The 15254-nt window shown below is 62.2% G+C and carries 17 protein-coding genes; 9 read left to right on the top strand and 8 right to left on the bottom strand.

Annotation, left to right across the window (positions count from 1 at the left end; all coding sequences use genetic code 11):
- Positions 1-13: 13 nt before the first annotated feature.
- Positions 14-1831, top strand: coding sequence for a glutamine--fructose-6-phosphate transaminase (isomerizing) (gene glmS, locus P3T43_RS09635; protein ID WP_429280818.1), 1818 nt, complete (start codon positions 14-16; stop codon positions 1829-1831).
- Positions 1832-2043: 212 nt separating this feature from the next.
- Here glmS and P3T43_RS09630 read toward each other — a convergent pair whose 3' ends face one another.
- A complete protein-coding gene (locus P3T43_RS09630) occupies positions 2044-2334 on the bottom strand; it encodes a hypothetical protein (RefSeq protein WP_429280817.1) in 291 nt (96 codons plus the stop codon).
- A gap of 111 nt (positions 2335-2445) precedes the next feature.
- Between P3T43_RS09630 and P3T43_RS09625 the strand changes: the two genes are divergently transcribed.
- The gene (locus P3T43_RS09625) at positions 2446-3411 is read left to right on the top strand and encodes a GlxA family transcriptional regulator (RefSeq protein ID WP_429280816.1); all 966 of its coding nucleotides are present in this window, start codon (positions 2446-2448) and stop codon (positions 3409-3411) included.
- 13 nt (positions 3412-3424) lie between these two features.
- Here P3T43_RS09625 and P3T43_RS09620 read toward each other — a convergent pair whose 3' ends face one another.
- Both P3T43_RS09620 and P3T43_RS09615 read right to left on the bottom strand, forming a co-directional pair.
- Entirely contained in the window at positions 3425-3763 is a 339-nt protein-coding gene (locus P3T43_RS09620) for a hypothetical protein (protein ID WP_429280815.1), read from the bottom strand.
- 129 nt (positions 3764-3892) lie between these two features.
- A complete protein-coding gene (locus P3T43_RS09615; protein WP_429280814.1) occupies positions 3893-4237 on the bottom strand; it encodes a hypothetical protein in 345 nt (114 codons plus the stop codon).
- Between the two features lie 370 nt (positions 4238-4607).
- On the opposite strand from P3T43_RS09615, the gene P3T43_RS09610 reads away from it, so the two are divergent.
- From P3T43_RS09610 to P3T43_RS09590, 5 genes are all read left to right on the top strand, one after another.
- The gene (locus P3T43_RS09610; RefSeq protein WP_429280813.1) at positions 4608-4856 is read left to right on the top strand and encodes a hypothetical protein; all 249 of its coding nucleotides are present in this window, start codon (positions 4608-4610) and stop codon (positions 4854-4856) included.
- A gap of 165 nt (positions 4857-5021) precedes the next feature.
- Positions 5022-5675, top strand: coding sequence for a lytic transglycosylase domain-containing protein (locus P3T43_RS09605; protein WP_429280812.1), 654 nt, complete (start codon positions 5022-5024; stop codon positions 5673-5675).
- A 182-nt stretch (positions 5676-5857) separates the two neighbouring features.
- Positions 5858-6634, top strand: coding sequence for a DUF2242 domain-containing protein (locus P3T43_RS09600; protein ID WP_429280811.1), 777 nt, complete (start codon positions 5858-5860; stop codon positions 6632-6634).
- 605 nt (positions 6635-7239) lie between these two features.
- Complete coding sequence (locus tag P3T43_RS09595) at positions 7240-7515, top strand: hypothetical protein (protein WP_429280810.1); 276 nt, start codon at positions 7240-7242, stop codon at positions 7513-7515.
- Positions 7516-7698: 183 nt separating this feature from the next.
- Complete coding sequence (locus P3T43_RS09590; protein WP_429280809.1) at positions 7699-7911, top strand: hypothetical protein; 213 nt, start codon at positions 7699-7701, stop codon at positions 7909-7911.
- Between the two features lie 245 nt (positions 7912-8156).
- On the opposite strand, the gene P3T43_RS09585 is transcribed toward P3T43_RS09590, so the two are convergent.
- A complete protein-coding gene (locus tag P3T43_RS09585) occupies positions 8157-8444 on the bottom strand; it encodes a hypothetical protein (RefSeq protein ID WP_429280808.1) in 288 nt (95 codons plus the stop codon).
- A gap of 59 nt (positions 8445-8503) precedes the next feature.
- A complete protein-coding gene (locus tag P3T43_RS09580; RefSeq protein WP_429280807.1) occupies positions 8504-9292 on the bottom strand; it encodes a Mut7-C RNAse domain-containing protein in 789 nt (262 codons plus the stop codon).
- A 94-nt stretch (positions 9293-9386) separates the two neighbouring features.
- On the opposite strand from P3T43_RS09580, the gene P3T43_RS09575 reads away from it, so the two are divergent.
- Together P3T43_RS09575 and P3T43_RS09570 are read left to right on the top strand one after the other, a co-directional pair.
- On the top strand, positions 9387-10256 hold the full coding sequence (locus P3T43_RS09575) for an NAD(P)-dependent oxidoreductase (RefSeq protein ID WP_429280806.1): 870 nt from the start codon (positions 9387-9389) through the stop codon (positions 10254-10256).
- Positions 10257-10349: 93 nt separating this feature from the next.
- Entirely contained in the window at positions 10350-10985 is a 636-nt protein-coding gene (locus P3T43_RS09570) for a LysE family translocator (protein ID WP_429280805.1), read from the top strand.
- A 270-nt stretch (positions 10986-11255) separates the two neighbouring features.
- On the opposite strand, the gene P3T43_RS09565 is transcribed toward P3T43_RS09570, so the two are convergent.
- The 3 genes from P3T43_RS09565 to P3T43_RS09555 all read right to left on the bottom strand — a co-directional run bounded on the left by P3T43_RS09565 (position 11256) and on the right by P3T43_RS09555 (position 14891).
- Positions 11256-12080 (bottom strand): OmpW/AlkL family protein, encoded by an 825-nt coding sequence (locus tag P3T43_RS09565; protein ID WP_429280804.1) that lies wholly within the window; start codon positions 12078-12080, stop codon positions 11256-11258.
- A gap of 152 nt (positions 12081-12232) precedes the next feature.
- Positions 12233-13447, bottom strand: coding sequence for a DUF2957 domain-containing protein (locus tag P3T43_RS09560; protein ID WP_429280803.1), 1215 nt, complete (start codon positions 13445-13447; stop codon positions 12233-12235).
- Between the two features lie 76 nt (positions 13448-13523).
- Positions 13524-14891, bottom strand: a complete 1368-nt coding sequence (locus P3T43_RS09555) for a DUF2957 domain-containing protein (protein WP_429280802.1) — start codon at positions 14889-14891, stop codon at positions 13524-13526.
- Positions 14892-15254: the final 363 nt, after the last annotated feature.

Below are 15254 nucleotides of genomic sequence, written 5' to 3'. Positions count from 1 at the left end.
GGACCTCAAATCTATGTGCGGCATTGTTGGCGCGGTTGCGCAACGTAATATCGTTCCCGTCCTGATCGAAGGACTGCGTCGCCTCGAATATCGCGGCTACGATTCATGCGGCGTCGCCCTGCTGGCCAATGGCGAACCGGTGCGGGCGCGCAGCGTCGCCCGCGTGGCGGATCTGGACGACCAGGTGCGCGAGAGCCACCTTGGCGGCGTCACCGGCATCGCCCATACGCGCTGGGCCACGCACGGCGCGCCCGTCACCGACAACGCGCACCCGATTTTCTCGCGTAACGCGCTGGCGCTCGTTCACAACGGCATCATTGAAAATTACGAGACGCTGCGCGAGATGCTGCGCGGCAAGGGCTATGAGTTCGTCTCGCAGACCGACACGGAAGTGATCGCGCATCTGGTGCATAGCCTGTATCAGGGCGACCTGTTCACCGCGGTACGCGCGGCCGTTCAGCAATTGCACGGGGCGTATGCCATCGCCGTGCTGCATAAGGATCAGCCGCACACGGTGGTGGGCGCGCGGCAAGGTTCGCCGCTGGTCGTGGGTCTCGGCGAAGGCGAGAATTTTCTCGCCTCGGATGCGCTGGCGCTCGCTGGCAGTACTGAACGTTTCATCTTCCTCGAAGAAGGGGACGTGTGCGAACTGACGCGCGAAGGCGTGCGGATCGCGGATCGCGACGGCCACGACGCGCAGCGTGAAGCGCGTCAGGTGGCGGCGTACGGCGGCGCGGTCGAACTGGGCCCGTATCGCCACTTCATGCAGAAGGAAATCTTCGAGCAGCCGCGCGCGATCACCGACACGATTCCGCAAACCGAAACCTTCGACGCCACGTTGTTCGGCGAGGGCGCGGACAAGGTGTTTGCCGGCATCGACAGCCTGCTGATTCTGGCTTGCGGCACCAGCTATTACTCGGGGCTGACGGCAAAGTACTGGCTGGAGTCGATCGCAAAGATTCCGACCCAGGTCGAGATTGCCAGCGAGTATCGCTATCGCGAGTCGGTGCCGAATCCGAAGGCGCTGGTGGTGGTGATTTCGCAGTCGGGCGAGACCGCGGATACGCTCGCGGCGTTGAAGCATGCGCAGTCGCTTGGGCATCAGCACACGCTGGCCGTGTGCAACGTCGGCTCGAGTGCAATGGTGCGGCAGACCGAATTCTCGTTCCTGACGCACGCGGGCCGCGAGATCGGCGTGGCGTCGACCAAGGCGTTCACGACGCAACTGGTCGCGCTGTTCACGCTGGCGGTGACGCTCGGCAAACTGCGCGGCCATGTGAGCGCGACGCAGGAAACGGATTACATCAAGCAGTTGCGGCACTTGCCAGCCGCGCTCAACAGCGTGCTGGCGCTCGAGCCGCAAATCATTGCGTGGTCCGAAGAGTTTTCACGCAAGGAAAATGCGCTGTTCCTCGGACGGGGTCTGCATTATCCGATCGCGCTGGAAGGGGCCTTGAAGCTCAAGGAAATCTCTTATATCCACGCTGAGGCTTATCCGGCGGGTGAGTTGAAGCACGGGCCGCTGGCGCTCGTGACGGAGGCCATGCCGGTGGTGACCGTGGCGCCGAACGATACGCTGCTCGAAAAACTGAAGTCGAATATTCAGGAAGTGCGCGCGCGGGGCGGTCAGCTTTATGTGTTTGCGGATGCGGATACGAAGATCGTCAGCGAAGAAGGGCTGCATGTGATCCGGATGCCTGAGCATTATGGGTCGCTGTCGCCGATTCTTCACGTCGTACCGCTGCAGTTGCTGGCGTATCACACGGCGTGCGCGCGCGGGACGGATGTGGACAAGCCGCGCAATCTGGCTAAGTCGGTAACAGTCGAGTAAGTGGGGGGTGGAGGCGGTGACTAAAAATTTGTCGCGGCCTCCACACGCGCAAATCTATCCGTGGGCCCACTCAAACCTATTTCACGGATAGCCTGAATCAACGCGGCGCTCCGCTTGCTCGGATTGCCGCAAAAACCACGCATTCCAGCATTAATGCAATCTCATCGAACGGTGTTCGGATGGGATCACGCATTGCGGAAAAATCCCCACCCTCATTGATTCTGGATCAGCAGGCGAAGCGGGGCGAGCGGGCCGACCGGCAACAGGTCGTAGGTCATGAGCCCGTCCGCCACGAGTGGCAGCGCATCCAGCGTCGCTCTCGCCTGCTCGACCGACTCCACGTTCATCAGAAAGATCGGGCCGGCCTTCTCACGAAACCAGAATTGCTCGACCTTGCCCTCAAGATAAAGCTTGAGTGTGGCCGGAACCTCGTTCGGCATGTGCTGCTGGAGCTTATCGGGCGTGAGGGTCGATTGTGCGGATGCGATGGCAAAGACTTTCATGAGGGATCTCCTTGGGTCGAACTTCATTGCGGTGTGCAACGGAGCTCACTGTAGCCGTCGGAGACAAAAAGCTGTATCGTCGTAAATGACAACTTTAGAGTCATTTACGCCATGCGCATTGCCATCCTCGCACTCGAAGGACTGTTCGATACAGGGCTCACCGTCCTGCTCGATGCGTTCTCGCTCGCCAATAAATTTTCCGCCGGACAAATGGGCGGAGCGCCTCATTTCGATGTGTCGATCGTCGGGGTGCGCAAGAAGGTCCGCTCCGCACAAGGGCTGACCATCCCCGTGCAAGCCGTGACAGCGGGCCCGAAGCCCGATTGGGTCGTGGTCGCGGCACTGAGTACCGGAGCACCGGAGCAACTGATCGCTTCGCTTGAACGAGCGGATGTGATGCAAGCCAAGGCGCAATTACTGAAATGGCATGCTGAAGGCGCGCAGATCGCAGCGTCCTGTATCGGTACGTTCCTCGTGGCGGAAACCGGACTTCTCGATCATCGGGAATCCACTACGACCTGGTGGCTCGGTCCGCTATTTCGGCAGCGTTACCCCAACGTATTGCTCGATGAATCACGCATGCTGGTGCCAACGGAGATAGGTGTGACGGCGGGTGCAGCGATGGGGCATCTCGATCTCGCCCTCTGGCTGATCCGCAGAGCCAGTCCCGAACTAGCCGCGCTCGTCTCACGCTATCTGCTCGCGGATATACGCTCTTCGCAAGCGCCGTACATCATCCCCAATCATCTGGCGCAGGCTGATCCGCTCATTCTTCGCTTCGAAAAATGGGCGCGTGATCATCTGAAGGCTGGATTTTCGCTGCAGGAAGCCGCCAGCGCGCTGGCCACGAGCGCGCGTTCATTGCAACGGCGCTGTCAGGAGGTGCTCGGCAAGTCGCCGCTTGCCTATTTCCAGGACCTGCGTGTCGAACGCGCGCAGTCGCTGCTGCATGGCAGCGGTCTCGATCTGGATGCCATCGCGGCCGAGGTGGGCTATGTCGACGGAGCAACCTTGCGTACGCTCTTGCGCCAACGGCTGGGAAGAGGCGTGCGTGATCTGCGCGCCGATCTGCGCTGACGGTCGCGGCAATCTACTCGGGGGCGAATACCACCGCGCCAACCCCGTCGATGTGCGTGAAGCTGCGGAAAAAACGGTACGTCTGGTCGCCGACGGTGATCCGGTTTGCGCCGGAAAGCGTGAGTTCGAGGATTTCGTCGGCCACGCTTGTCGCAACGGTTCCTTGTGCCGTCAGATCGTTTTCTTCCGAAGACGGATCGCCGACGTAGACCGAACAGACATTGGTGCCGTGGCGCATCATGACGAGGCACTTGCCTTTGTCGAGCGAGCGTTCGAGATACTCGGCGAGCGTTCGCAACGATTCCGGGGGCTGTTCGTGCGCGGGGTAAGTCAGATCTGATGCGGTATCCATGGTGTCGTCCCCGTAAGAAGGTGTGCTCGTAAAACGAAGCTTGTCGCGAAGGGAGTCATGGCTTCACTATCGGCGCGCAGCGCCGCTCATGTCAACCGGCGCGCGAAACGCCTCGTCGGGCCAGCACATTCAGAGTGCTTCGTGACAAAGCACCATCATTCTCTGCACCATCGTGCTGGCGCCGTTCAGTTCCATCTCATTGGTGAAAAGTGCGTTCACGCTGGATAGCCGGACCGCAACGCCCGCATCGAGCAAATCTTGACTGGCAATCTTCAACGCAAGCTGACCAATCAGTACGCGGTCGAGCCAGTGCATCTTCAGGCGATTTTTCTTGAGCCACTGACGGCAACATTCCACCACGTGATCGACGCGCCACTCCTGAGTCAAGGCATACGACGCCGCCGCAATCGCGACAAGGAAACACAGCAAGTCGGGGCGCGCACTGTCGGGTTCGGTAAATTCAGGTTTGTTCATGGATATCAACCTGCCTGCTATCGTTGCTCAACACCGCACGTATGGGCGTGAGCCTGAGAATCAACATTAGTGCACCTTCGACGGTTCACGTGAAATAACGTTCATGCGCGGTCGGACCCTGTCCACCGCGAGCCGGCCGGTGCGTCAAATGCGCAAGTCTAAACGTGCTTGCGCGATCTTGCGGATTCCGTTGCGCAGCACCTGTTTTATAAGGGCGACAGTAACGCCGCGTTACCGATCTCGTACGGCTGTTGCACCCGTCGCCCGGGACGTCTCTTATACTGCGAGCCGCTATCCATTATCCGGCGCCGAAGTGCGGTCCTCCTGCAGGCAGACTTTCTGCGCCAATCCACACACGAGTCACTTACACATGAAAGCAAGTCGCATCAGCTTTGCCCTCTTGAGCGCCGCGTTGGCGTTCGCCTCGATCGGTACGGCCAACGCAGCCGGTTGCATCAAGGGCGCGGTGGTCGGCGGGGTCGCCGGTCATTACGCAGGACATCATGCCGTGGTGGGCGCAGTAGGCGGTTGCCTCGTCGGACGGCACCTTGCCAAACAGCACGCGCAAGAACAGGCCCAGCAGCAGGCGGCCTTGCATCAGCCGGTACAGCCGCATTAACTTGCGCGGCTCGTCACGCTCGTTTGATCCTTCGAGTTCGGTGCGTTTGGCCTATCCGCCATTGCACCGGGCCGGCGTGCATTTTGACTATGTTCTGACAAATCCGTGCCTTGTTTTTGAGCAGGGATATAATGCGGGTCTTCTCCTCTCGAACGGTATCCGCTCATGAGCCGCTTTCTCTGCCTGATCCTGCTGTCGTTGGGCCTGGTGCAGATCGCAGCGGCCGATGAGAACGACCACGACCGGATCTCGGACTATCTGACGCAGAAGTTCGGTGTGGCCCGGGCGAAAGCCGCACAGATCTCGGATGCCGTTCAGACTGCGGCGGCGAAATACTCGCTGCCTCCGGCGCTCCTGCTGGCGATTATTTCGATCGAATCGCGCTTCAAGGAAAAGGCCAAGGGTCCGCGCGGCGCGACCGGGCTGATGCAGGTGGTGCCGGCCGCTCATCGCGGCCTTCTGCGCAACGTCAAAGATCTCACCGAACCGGACGCCAACATCGAAGCGGGCTCCGCCATTTTGCACGGCTACATGCAATCCGCCGGTGGCGATCTGAATCAGGCCCTGAAGAGCTATGGCGGCTCGCTTGCTTACGCGCAACAAGTGAGCTTGCGGATCGAGACGTTTGCGCCGGTCGTGGCGAGGCCGGACAATGCATCCTCGCCTGCCGCGCAACAGGCCGCCTGCGACGCGCATGCAACCGACGATTGCGCAGCGCCCGCAAGCGGTGCGCGCTCGTTTTACATTCCATCGGCGAGCGCGGTGGCAGGCGCGGGCTCGCTCGGTTTGTCGGCCGCGGCACCGGCGTCGGCGCCCTGAGCGCGGCGCGTCATCCAACCGGCTGCGTGCCTCGGCCAGGCCGGCGTGCGCCACGCTGACGAAATCCTTGCAAAGCTCCTTGTTTCAACACGTTACGTCGTCTGCGAGTTGTTGCTCGCACCGCCTGGCAACCGCTCTACAATGCATGCCATTCGACGTTAAGTAGTCTGCTTCCCTGAATCATGCGCACCTCATTTTCCAAAGCCACCGCAGCGTCGCTGCTCGGATTGCTCGTGCTGGCCGCCTGTTCGAGCGCGCCACAACCGAAGTTTCAGCAGGAACAGTTCGATACGGGCGCCAGCCCATTCGCGCGCAATTTCAACGCAAGCACCAGCGACGCCTGCGAAGCCGCCCGCCGCGCGCTGCTGAGCCAGGGTTACATGACGACGCTGACGCACGCGGATACGGTCGACGGTTCGAAGAATTTCCAGCCCACGGGTGATTCGCACATCGTGGTGGAATTTCACGTGGTCTGCACGCCGGGTGAAGAGACCGCCGATACGAGCATCGTCTACGTGAACGCCGTGCAGAACGGCTTTGCGCTGAAGAAGAGCGATACCTCGGCGAGCGTCGGCCTGAGTGTGCTCGGTTCGTTGTCGCTGCCGATCCGCTCGAATAGCGACGCCATGGTGAAAATCTCCAGCGAGACGATTCCGTCGGGCACGTTCTACGACCGTTTCTTTTCGCTGGTGAACCATTATCTGCAGACTGTCGTGCGCACCACGCCGGTCAAACCGAGCGATATCGTGAGCACGCCGCTTCCGGTTCCCATCACGGTTCCGGCCGTGTCGCCTGTGCCCGTGGCGCCAGCCCCGATGCTGGCAACCACGCCCATACTGGCGCCGCCCTCGAGCGCGCCAGGCGTGCGGCTCCCGACGCTTCTCACACCCACCGCGCCCGAAGTGTTGGGTCGGCCAGACCTACCGCAGCCTGCCAGCGCTGCCGGCGTGACACAATAACAGCGGGCGGCGGTGCTCTGCCGCCGCCTCCCGCGCCAGCATCAAGGCTTCGTACAAAGGCTGTTCCGCATGGCCTCCCCGGCTGGCACGAGGTATGCGCTTAGAGGCATACGTCAATCACCTTAAAGTTATCCGCCAGCACGCCGTTTAACTGTTGTCGGGCCGATGCGCTCTTGTGACGCTACGCTGTTCGGTGATCCGCTGTTTCCATCCAGCGTATTGCGGTCGGCAGCGCACATACTGCACTGCGCCAGAGCGCGCACATTGGAATCGGACGGAGCGGGCAGCCAATACGCACGACTTCAACCGCAACTGTTGCTATTTAGTCAAAAACTACACAGCAGTGCGTCGTCCAGGCATAAAGTTAAAGTGATTTGTGAAGTTACTGGTGCAGTGCGGGGGTGTGCGATGAAACGCAGAACAGCACGACAGCTTGTCCGTCTCCTTTCAGACATCAGACATTCTGCCCATTGCAGTACGTTGAGGGCCGCGGCGACCATGCGCGCCATGGAACTGGCAGAGGACGAGGCCGACGAGGCGTCCAGCTCGGAAAGCGCCGACGACGCGCGCGAGCTGCTTCAGGGCGAACGCACGTGGAGAGGGTCATGAGAGCCGCCAGCGAGCATTCCTTGCGTTTTCTCGTCGAAAAATGGCTCGCTCCGGGGCCGTCCATGCCCGTTCGCGTAACCGAATTCAGTCGCACCCGTACCAGTGGCCGACGCTACGTGCGAGTTGAAACGGCGCTCGCGGCGGGAGCCCGAAGCCTGTTTTTCTTCAGACATGACGACGGTTGCTGGTGCGTGTTTCCGCCCACCGCGGACACCCACAATATGGCGAATGAGACCGTAGGCGCGCAACTGGCAATGGCCGTCTGCGAGTAGCCAGAACGGGAAAAAAGTACCTGTCTCCCGAAAAATACATATGGCGTCATATGGGATGACAAACCCCCAACGCTGCGTAATACTCCCCGCGGGGAGCCGCCAGGCCATGTCGCCCTGTCTGCTTCGCCACGCTGTTCTCATTCATTCACACTGATACAGTCGTTCAGGTTTGGGGATTAATACATGAAAAAAGTCATTGCCTCGCTAGCAACTGCAGTTCTCGCGCTCGTCTCCGTTCAAGCTTTCGCACAGGCATCCGACGCAGCAGCGCCGGCCGCAGCCAGCACCGCGAAGCCGGCCAAGCACCACAAGAAGCTGAAGACGCATGGCAAACGTGCCGCCGTGTCGGAAGCTGCATCGGCTGCCGGTACGAACGACAAGGGTACGCCGAACTAAGCTGCCAATTTCGTCTCTCGCGCGAGCCTCGCCGGTTCGCGTCCGCAGTCAACCGTCAGGCTGGCGCGGGCTTCCGGACCGTTCGAGGATCGCAGGAAAAAGGCCAGAGCATCGCGCTCTGGCCTTTTTTCATGGAAGCGCCTTGCCCGCAGTGAGTCGGCACGGCCGACTGCAAAAGTGCGGGAGCGGAAGACGGGAATCAGCAACGGGTACCGATCCCGGTGGATCCGTTGACCGGCGGGATACTACGACGCGTCTGCAGCGAGGCCGCGCTTGATGACTTCGGTCAGCAGGCCGGTCATGCCATCCGGATGCGCCGCAGCCTGCGTCTGCAGTTGCGCAACGAGATCCGCGTTGAGCTTGCAGGCGAACGGCACGAGTCCTTGCGCCTGATCGAGTTTGCGTTGTTCGCGACGGTCGAGCACCGGCGCGGCAGCGGAGGCTTTGCCAAAGCGGTCGGCGGTTGCCAGCTTCATGGAGTTGGTCAGTTTCAGGGCCTTGTTCTTCTCAAGGTCGGTTTTTTTCATCGCCATTCGGAATGCCTCTGCGTGATAGGTAATCCCGCATTGTACGCATCGCGCCGCCTGACCATTCAGGGATGGGGTCCGGGCGCCTGAAACAGCGCTTCGACAGGCGCCGCGCGCTGGCCCGCCACGCTGTCCATCAAGGCGCGCATGCGTTGCCAATGGGTGCCTTCCCAGAACACCCGGCGACACACGTCGCAGGTGACGAACGCGGTGTGACGCTCGAGTACGCCTTCAGGCGCACGGCCGATCACCTCGTCCCTCGCAATGCGCCGCAGCGGCGCGTTGCAGGTCAGGCACAAGCGAAACGGGCGCGCGCTGCCGGCCAGATCCAGCCGGTCGAAAATCTCGCGTAACTGCGCCTTGGGTTTGAGCGTGCGCACATAGCAGCCGTGGGTGATGGTGCGGCGTTTGAGCAACTCGCGGTCGCGCGTGAGCACGATACGGTGTTCAGCGGCGGCCAGCACTTCGATGTCGGCGTCGGGGTAGTGGTTGTCGTACAGCGTGTCGAAGCCCGCGAGCCGCAGCAGTTGCGCAAGGCCGCCGAGATGGGCGTCGGCGATGAAGCGCATCACCCGCAAGGGACGCTCGCGGACGCGCAGCAACGGCTGGATATCGAGCGCCTCGAACTTGGGATACACCGCCACGCGGTCGCCGTCCGCCAGTTGCCGCTCGAAGCCGACCGACTCGCCGTTCACGAGGATCAGTTCAACTTCCGTGTGCGGCACGCCGAGCGCCTCGATCATGTGCTTGGCGGTCGCGGCGTGCGCGCAGACACAACTGAACGCGCGCCGGCGCAGCGGCCGGGCGAGAAAATCGTTCAGCTCCTCATAGAAGCGGAATGTCGCGGTGACCATCGTGTCAGTATGGCACCGTGTTCGGTGGCGCGCTTACTGCGCATGTCACGCGGCTATGCTTTACTTGCGGTTTCATTGAAGATTGGAGCGAGAGATGGACATCGGTTTTATCGGTCTTGGCGAGATGGGCGTCGCTATGGTTCAAAACATGTTGAAAGCGGGCCACACGGTTCGGGTCTGGAACCGTTCGCCGCAGCGCGCCGAGGTGCTGGCCGCGGCCGGCGCCAGCGTGGTGGGGTCGCCTGCCGAAGCGTTCACCGGTGACGCGGTGTTTTCCATGCTGGCCGACGACACGGCGTTGCGCGCGGTGATCGACGCGCCGTTGCTGGAACACGCGCCGCGCGGGCTGATTCACGTCAACATGGCGACGATTTCCGTCGCGCTGGCCGAGGAGCTGGCCCATGCGCATGCGCTGCGCGGGCTGCACTACGTGGCCGCGCCGGTGATGGGGCGTCCGGATGTGGCGGCGGCGGCCAAGCTGACCATTGTCGCCGGCGGCCCGGCGGAGGCGATCGACCGCGTCCAGCCCGTGTTCGACGCGATTGGCCAGAAGACCTGGCGCATCGGTTCGCTGCCGCAACAGGCGAATGTCATGAAGCTGGCGGCCAATTTCATGCTCGGCGCGGCGGTCGAAGCGCTCGGTGAGGCGTCGAGCCTCGTCGCGGCGCACGGCGTCGCGATGCAGGATTTTCTTGATGTGATCACGGCGGGTCCATTCCCGGGGCCGGTCTATCAGGGCTACGGCAAGATGATTGCGGAGCGGCGCTACGAACCGGCGCTGTTCAAGGCCCGGCTGGGTTTAAAGGACGTGCGCCTCGCGCTGGCGGCCGCCGATGCGGTTTCGACGCCGATGCCGGTGGCGAGCGTCGTGCGCGATAGTCTGATCGAAGCGATTGCGCACGGCGACGGGGAGAAAGACTTCGCGGTGCTGGGACAGGTGTCGGCGCGCCGCGCCGGGCGTTGAGGTGATGCGCGGCGGGGCAGCGATGCCCGCCGGCCGCACGGGAGGGTGTGGGCGGGCATAATGCATGTCCCGCTATTGCTCCGCGTATCGATTATGAACCTGCATACCTGGTGGCTGTTCCTGGCTACCGTCTTCGTCGTTTCGGCCATTCCCGGTCCCAATATGTTGCTCGTCATGACGCACGGCGCGCAGCACGGTCTGCGCCGTTCGAGCGCGACGATGGCCGGTTGCCTGTCGGCGCTGGTGCTGATGCTGTCGGTATCGGCGGCTGGGCTGGGCGTGTTCCTCGAAGCATGGCCGGCCATGTTCAACGCGCTGCGGATGATCGGCGCCGCGTATCTGATCTATCTCGGCGTCAAATCGTGGCGTGCGCCGGCCGACGAGACGGCAGTGCAGGCTGCCGGCGAACTCACCGGAAAACCGGCACGTTCGCGTTTTGCGTTGTTTCGTAACGGCTTCCTGGTTGCCGGCAGCAACCCCAAGGCCATCCTGTTCGCCGCAGCCTTGCTGCCGCAATTCATTGACGCCGGCCGGCCGACGCTGCCGCAGTTCGGCGTACTGGTCGCCACCTTCGCCGTGATCGAGGTCAGCTGGTATCTGGTTTATGCCGGGTTCGGCACCCGGATCGGCTCCACCCTGAAGAGCCGTAACGTCGCGAAGGCATTCAATCGCCTGACGGGCGGGGTGTTCGTGGGCTTCGGCGCGATGATGGCGCTGGTACGCCATTAGCGATCTCGAGAGGCGCGTGCGGCCGTCGCTTTTACCGCTGGACGAAAATAAATGCACTCCGGGCTAGAATTCAAGCGTTGTTAAGACGCAACACCGAGGGTCTACCCTAATTATGATGTTGCGCCGCACCAAGCCATTTGATAGTATTCGTTCTGTCTCCTCCATGTCTCCAACGATATGGATTCAGCCCGCCCACATAGGCGGGCTTTTTTTTGCCCCGATTTTGCCGAACATTGCCGCCGCCCAGCGCAAGAGCGGCGCCATCGCGTATTAGAACCGATACGACACCGCGAGGAAGGAAATGATCGGATCGGCCTTCAGTTCCGCCTTGCTCACCGCGAGTTCCGTGCCGTCGGCGGCTTTGACGATCACTGAGGAGGTGGTCTTCAGCGGGATATACGTGACGGACGCCACCACCCCCCATCGATCCGTGATGTTGTACTCCGCACCGGCGTTGAACACCGGTTGCCAGGAGGATGACGCCTTGGCGCTCACCTGGGTGGTGCCCGGTTTGCCGGCACCGGCGGCCAGCACCGAGCCGAGATTGTTCTGCGTCGACGTGACGAAGTTCGGATTCAACTGGATGTCGGAAAACCAGTTGTACGACACCCCGAGACCCACGAACGGGCGGAATTTCGCGGTTGGATTGTTGAAGTAGTACTGCAGGATCGCCGCCGGGCTCCATTGGCGCACGCTCTTGATGATCGGATTAACCGACGGATCCCCTATGTTCTGGCTGCCGAGTGCACCTGCCGGGCCCGGTGGCTGGATCGTGCCGTGACCGTAGACCTTGAACTTCGGCGGCACGCCCGCGACCGACGTCAGCGCAATGTGGTCGGTCAGGAAGTGGCTGAATACGAGACCGGCGGTATCCGCATTGTTGGTCGAGAGTCCCGTGCCGGCCGAGGTGAACGAATTCGGCAGGCGCAGCGGCGTGTTGATCGGTGTCGGCGCGACGCTGGTGGTCAGCGGCGTGCTCGATTGCTGCGGCGCGACGTGAAACCAGCCAAGCACGGCGAGGTTGTCGCCCGCCTGCTGGGCGTGGACGGCAGGCGACAGGCACGTGGCCAGCGCCACGATAGCTATTCTTTTCATGATGTTCCTCCTGAGCGGGCGTGCCTGCTGCGCGTGGCGGCGGGGTTCGATTCCCGCCTGGCCGTCGCGCTCTGGTCAGACCCCGGCCGCAGCGGATGCTGCAGCCGGAGAGCGGTTGCCTCGTTGCGTCGTGACTGGATTCGCTGCGTCCATTACTGGACGAACGCGCCGATCGTGAAGTAGGGCGATGCGGGCGTCGTCAGATCCAGGAAGCCGAACACGCCACCGGTGAAGATCATCTTTCCGGTCGGAGTCGTGCCCGTCGATGCGCCCACGTGGGTCGTCGTCACCTCGCCTGGCACGGCTTCGGTGAAGTCCAGATTCAGCGCTGTCGCGAGCGACGCCTGCGATGCGTTGAACGGATCGAGCAGGGTCGCCTGGGTGCCTTCGAGCGCCGTCGTGCGGTAGTCGAACTGGCTGTCCACGCCGATGTACTCACCGTTCTGCGTGTTGACCGCGATCGTCGACTGCGGCGCCAGAATCGAAATGCCCGACTCGTCGTCGGCTTCGAGCGCGGCCGGATTGGCGACGCCGGTGCGAATCAGGATCGGCACCAGCTGGCCGCGCAATTTGCCAACGATCATGAAGCCCTTGGCGACCGGGGTCGTGGCGAGTGTCGCTTTGGCCTGACCCTGGAAGTTGTCAGTTTCAAACGCGCCGCTGCCGTCCGCGGATTGCACGAGGTTGGTGCCAGGCTGCTGACACTTGCCGGCGTTGATACCGGAGTTGTCGCACTCGGTCCAGGTGCCGTCAGCGTTGATCGTGATCTTCGTGTCTACCGAAACCGGCAGGAAGCTCTGCGACGGAATCTGGTGATAGCCGAGCTGGTTATAGGTGCCGGCCACGTTAGCGATATTCGTTTCAATCGACGAGAAACCGATGAACGGGTAGTACGGGAACGTGGTGGCGGGCACGGCGCCCACGCCGAGCACGCCGCCGAACTGGATCTGCGCGCCGGGGATCGTGCCGCCCGCGACGCCTTCGCCGATGAACACACGCGCCGGGCGGGTCGGGTCGAGGCTCGCGCCGTTCAACTGAAACGCACACTGGTTGAGCTTGGCGGTCGGCAGTCCGGTTTCCTGGGTCAACGTGCCGCTCACGGTCTGGCCCGCGCGGGTGGGGGTGACGGTTCCTGTCGTGGCTGGAACCGGCGATTCGACATAGGTGATCTGCCAGGTCATCTTGGTGGTGTCGAGCTGCAGTTTCGCGAGTTCGCCGTCGCCGCCGCCGCCGGTGTAGACCGTGTTGTAGTCAAGCGTGGTGGGACACAGGGCTGCTACAACCGGCGCCGGCGAATTGCCGCCACCGCCGCATGCCGTCACCAGCGGCGCTGTGATAGCCAGCGCCGCGAGGAATTTCCATTTCATACCGCCCCCTTCAGAATGTTCTCGGTGTGGATGGCCAACTGCCGGTCCGGCCATCCCTCGATCTAGTCGTTTTTGCTTACTTGTTGACCTGTGCGCCGATGCCGAAGTACGGGCTCTGCGATGCACCTGAAATGGTCGATGTCGTCGCCACGCCGTTGTTCTCCTCACCCTGGATGAGGATGGCGTACAGGCCGCCGCCGGCGATCGCGTAGCCCGTCGCGGAGCCGCCGCCGGTCGTCTGGGCGGTCACGCCGACCAGTCCCGGGGTTCCGGAGAGACCGTAGGTGAGGCTGAAGCCGTCTTCGGCGCTCGAGGTTCCCGGATTGACGAAGGTGCCGGTGGCGCCGTTGATCAGGGTGGCGGTGTAATCGAAGTTGGAATCCGCGCCGACATAGCCGCCGTCGAAACCGCCCGAGGCGAGCGCGGTGGCGGGAGCGAGCATGGCGATGCCGGACTCGTCGTCGACCTGCAGCGCGCCGGTGTTGACGTAGCCGGTGCGCACCACCAGCGGGATGGTGGCGCCGTTGAGCTGGCCGAGAATCATGTGCGCCGTGCCGTAGTTGCCGGTGCGCAAGGGGCCGGGACTGCCGGTGCTTGGCACGATTTGCGGCGGGCTGGTGCTGTCGAAATAGCCGTTGCTGTCGAGCGTGAGCGCCTGGCCGGTCGACAGGCAGCCGCCCGCGTTAGGCGACGTGCAGTTGCCGCTGGCATCGAATGTTTCGATCGAGTTGGTGCCCACGGTCTCGTAATTGGCGGTCGGCGAGAGGTGATACAGCAGGCCGTTGTAGGTGCCGGGGAGCTTGGTGATGTCCGTGGAGGTGCTCGCGAAAGCGAGGAACGGATAGAAGTCGAAGTGCCGGTCGTTGACGGCACCAATGCCGGCCACGACACCACTGAACTGCACCGTCGCGCCCGGAATGCCGCCACCCGCCACGCCGAGGCCGATGAAGATCGTGGGCGGATTGGCGGAATTGAAGTCCGACGTGGTGTTGTAGGTGCCGTTGGGTCCTGAACCGCTACCCGGCGTCAGCACGAACGCGCAGCGTATCTGCTCGGCGGTCGGCAGGCTGCCTGCCGGCGGATGCACAACCGCGCCGCTGATCTTCACGCCCGCGCGGGTCGGCGAGACCGTGCCGCTTGCGAGCGGAATGGGGGATTCGAGCCACGACAGCGTGTACGTCATCGCCGTGGCGTTGATGTTCAGGCTCACGACTTCACCGCTGCCGGCGCCACCGAGATACGTGGTGTTGCCGATCGCCGCAGTCGCCGGACATAGCGAAGCCACGGTGCCCTGGGCTGGCGCACCTTGTCCGGTGCAAGTCGCTCCGGAACATTGCGGCGCGCTGACCGCACTCGGATTACCGGGACTACTGCCACCGCAAGCAATTAACAGTGGCGTGGTGATAAGGGCCAATGCGAGGCCTCTATTTATAGCATCCCACATGATGCCGTCTCCCTTTCATGTAATTGTGCGAAGTAATTTCGCTGCACGCCTGAGGGCTGTCAATTGACTGAACCGTCTAAAAATAGCGATTCAAACAGCCGCGAAAACGCGCGACTCTTGCTGCCACGAGGTTGGCGAGCCTTTTAAACAGAAAATGATTTTTCGGCTGTTTGAGCGGGCACGTTGCTTTGCCGCACACGCTTATCCGTCAAGCCTCTGCGCAAAATGGCTCTATCATCTTAGAACGACCGTTCGCTAAAAAATCGGGTGTTTCCCCAGGCGGAAAACTGTGCGGATCCGGTGGTGATAGCGCACGATTTACCGATTATAAAGATGACGGTGAACGCAGGTTTTAAAGTAACT

The organism is Paraburkholderia sp. GAS41 (assembly GCF_050436545.1).
Lineage (GTDB): Bacteria > Pseudomonadota > Gammaproteobacteria > Burkholderiales > Burkholderiaceae > Paraburkholderia.
Note: the sequence above shows the minus strand (reverse complement) of the source record. Positions and strands in the feature narration are given on the sequence as shown.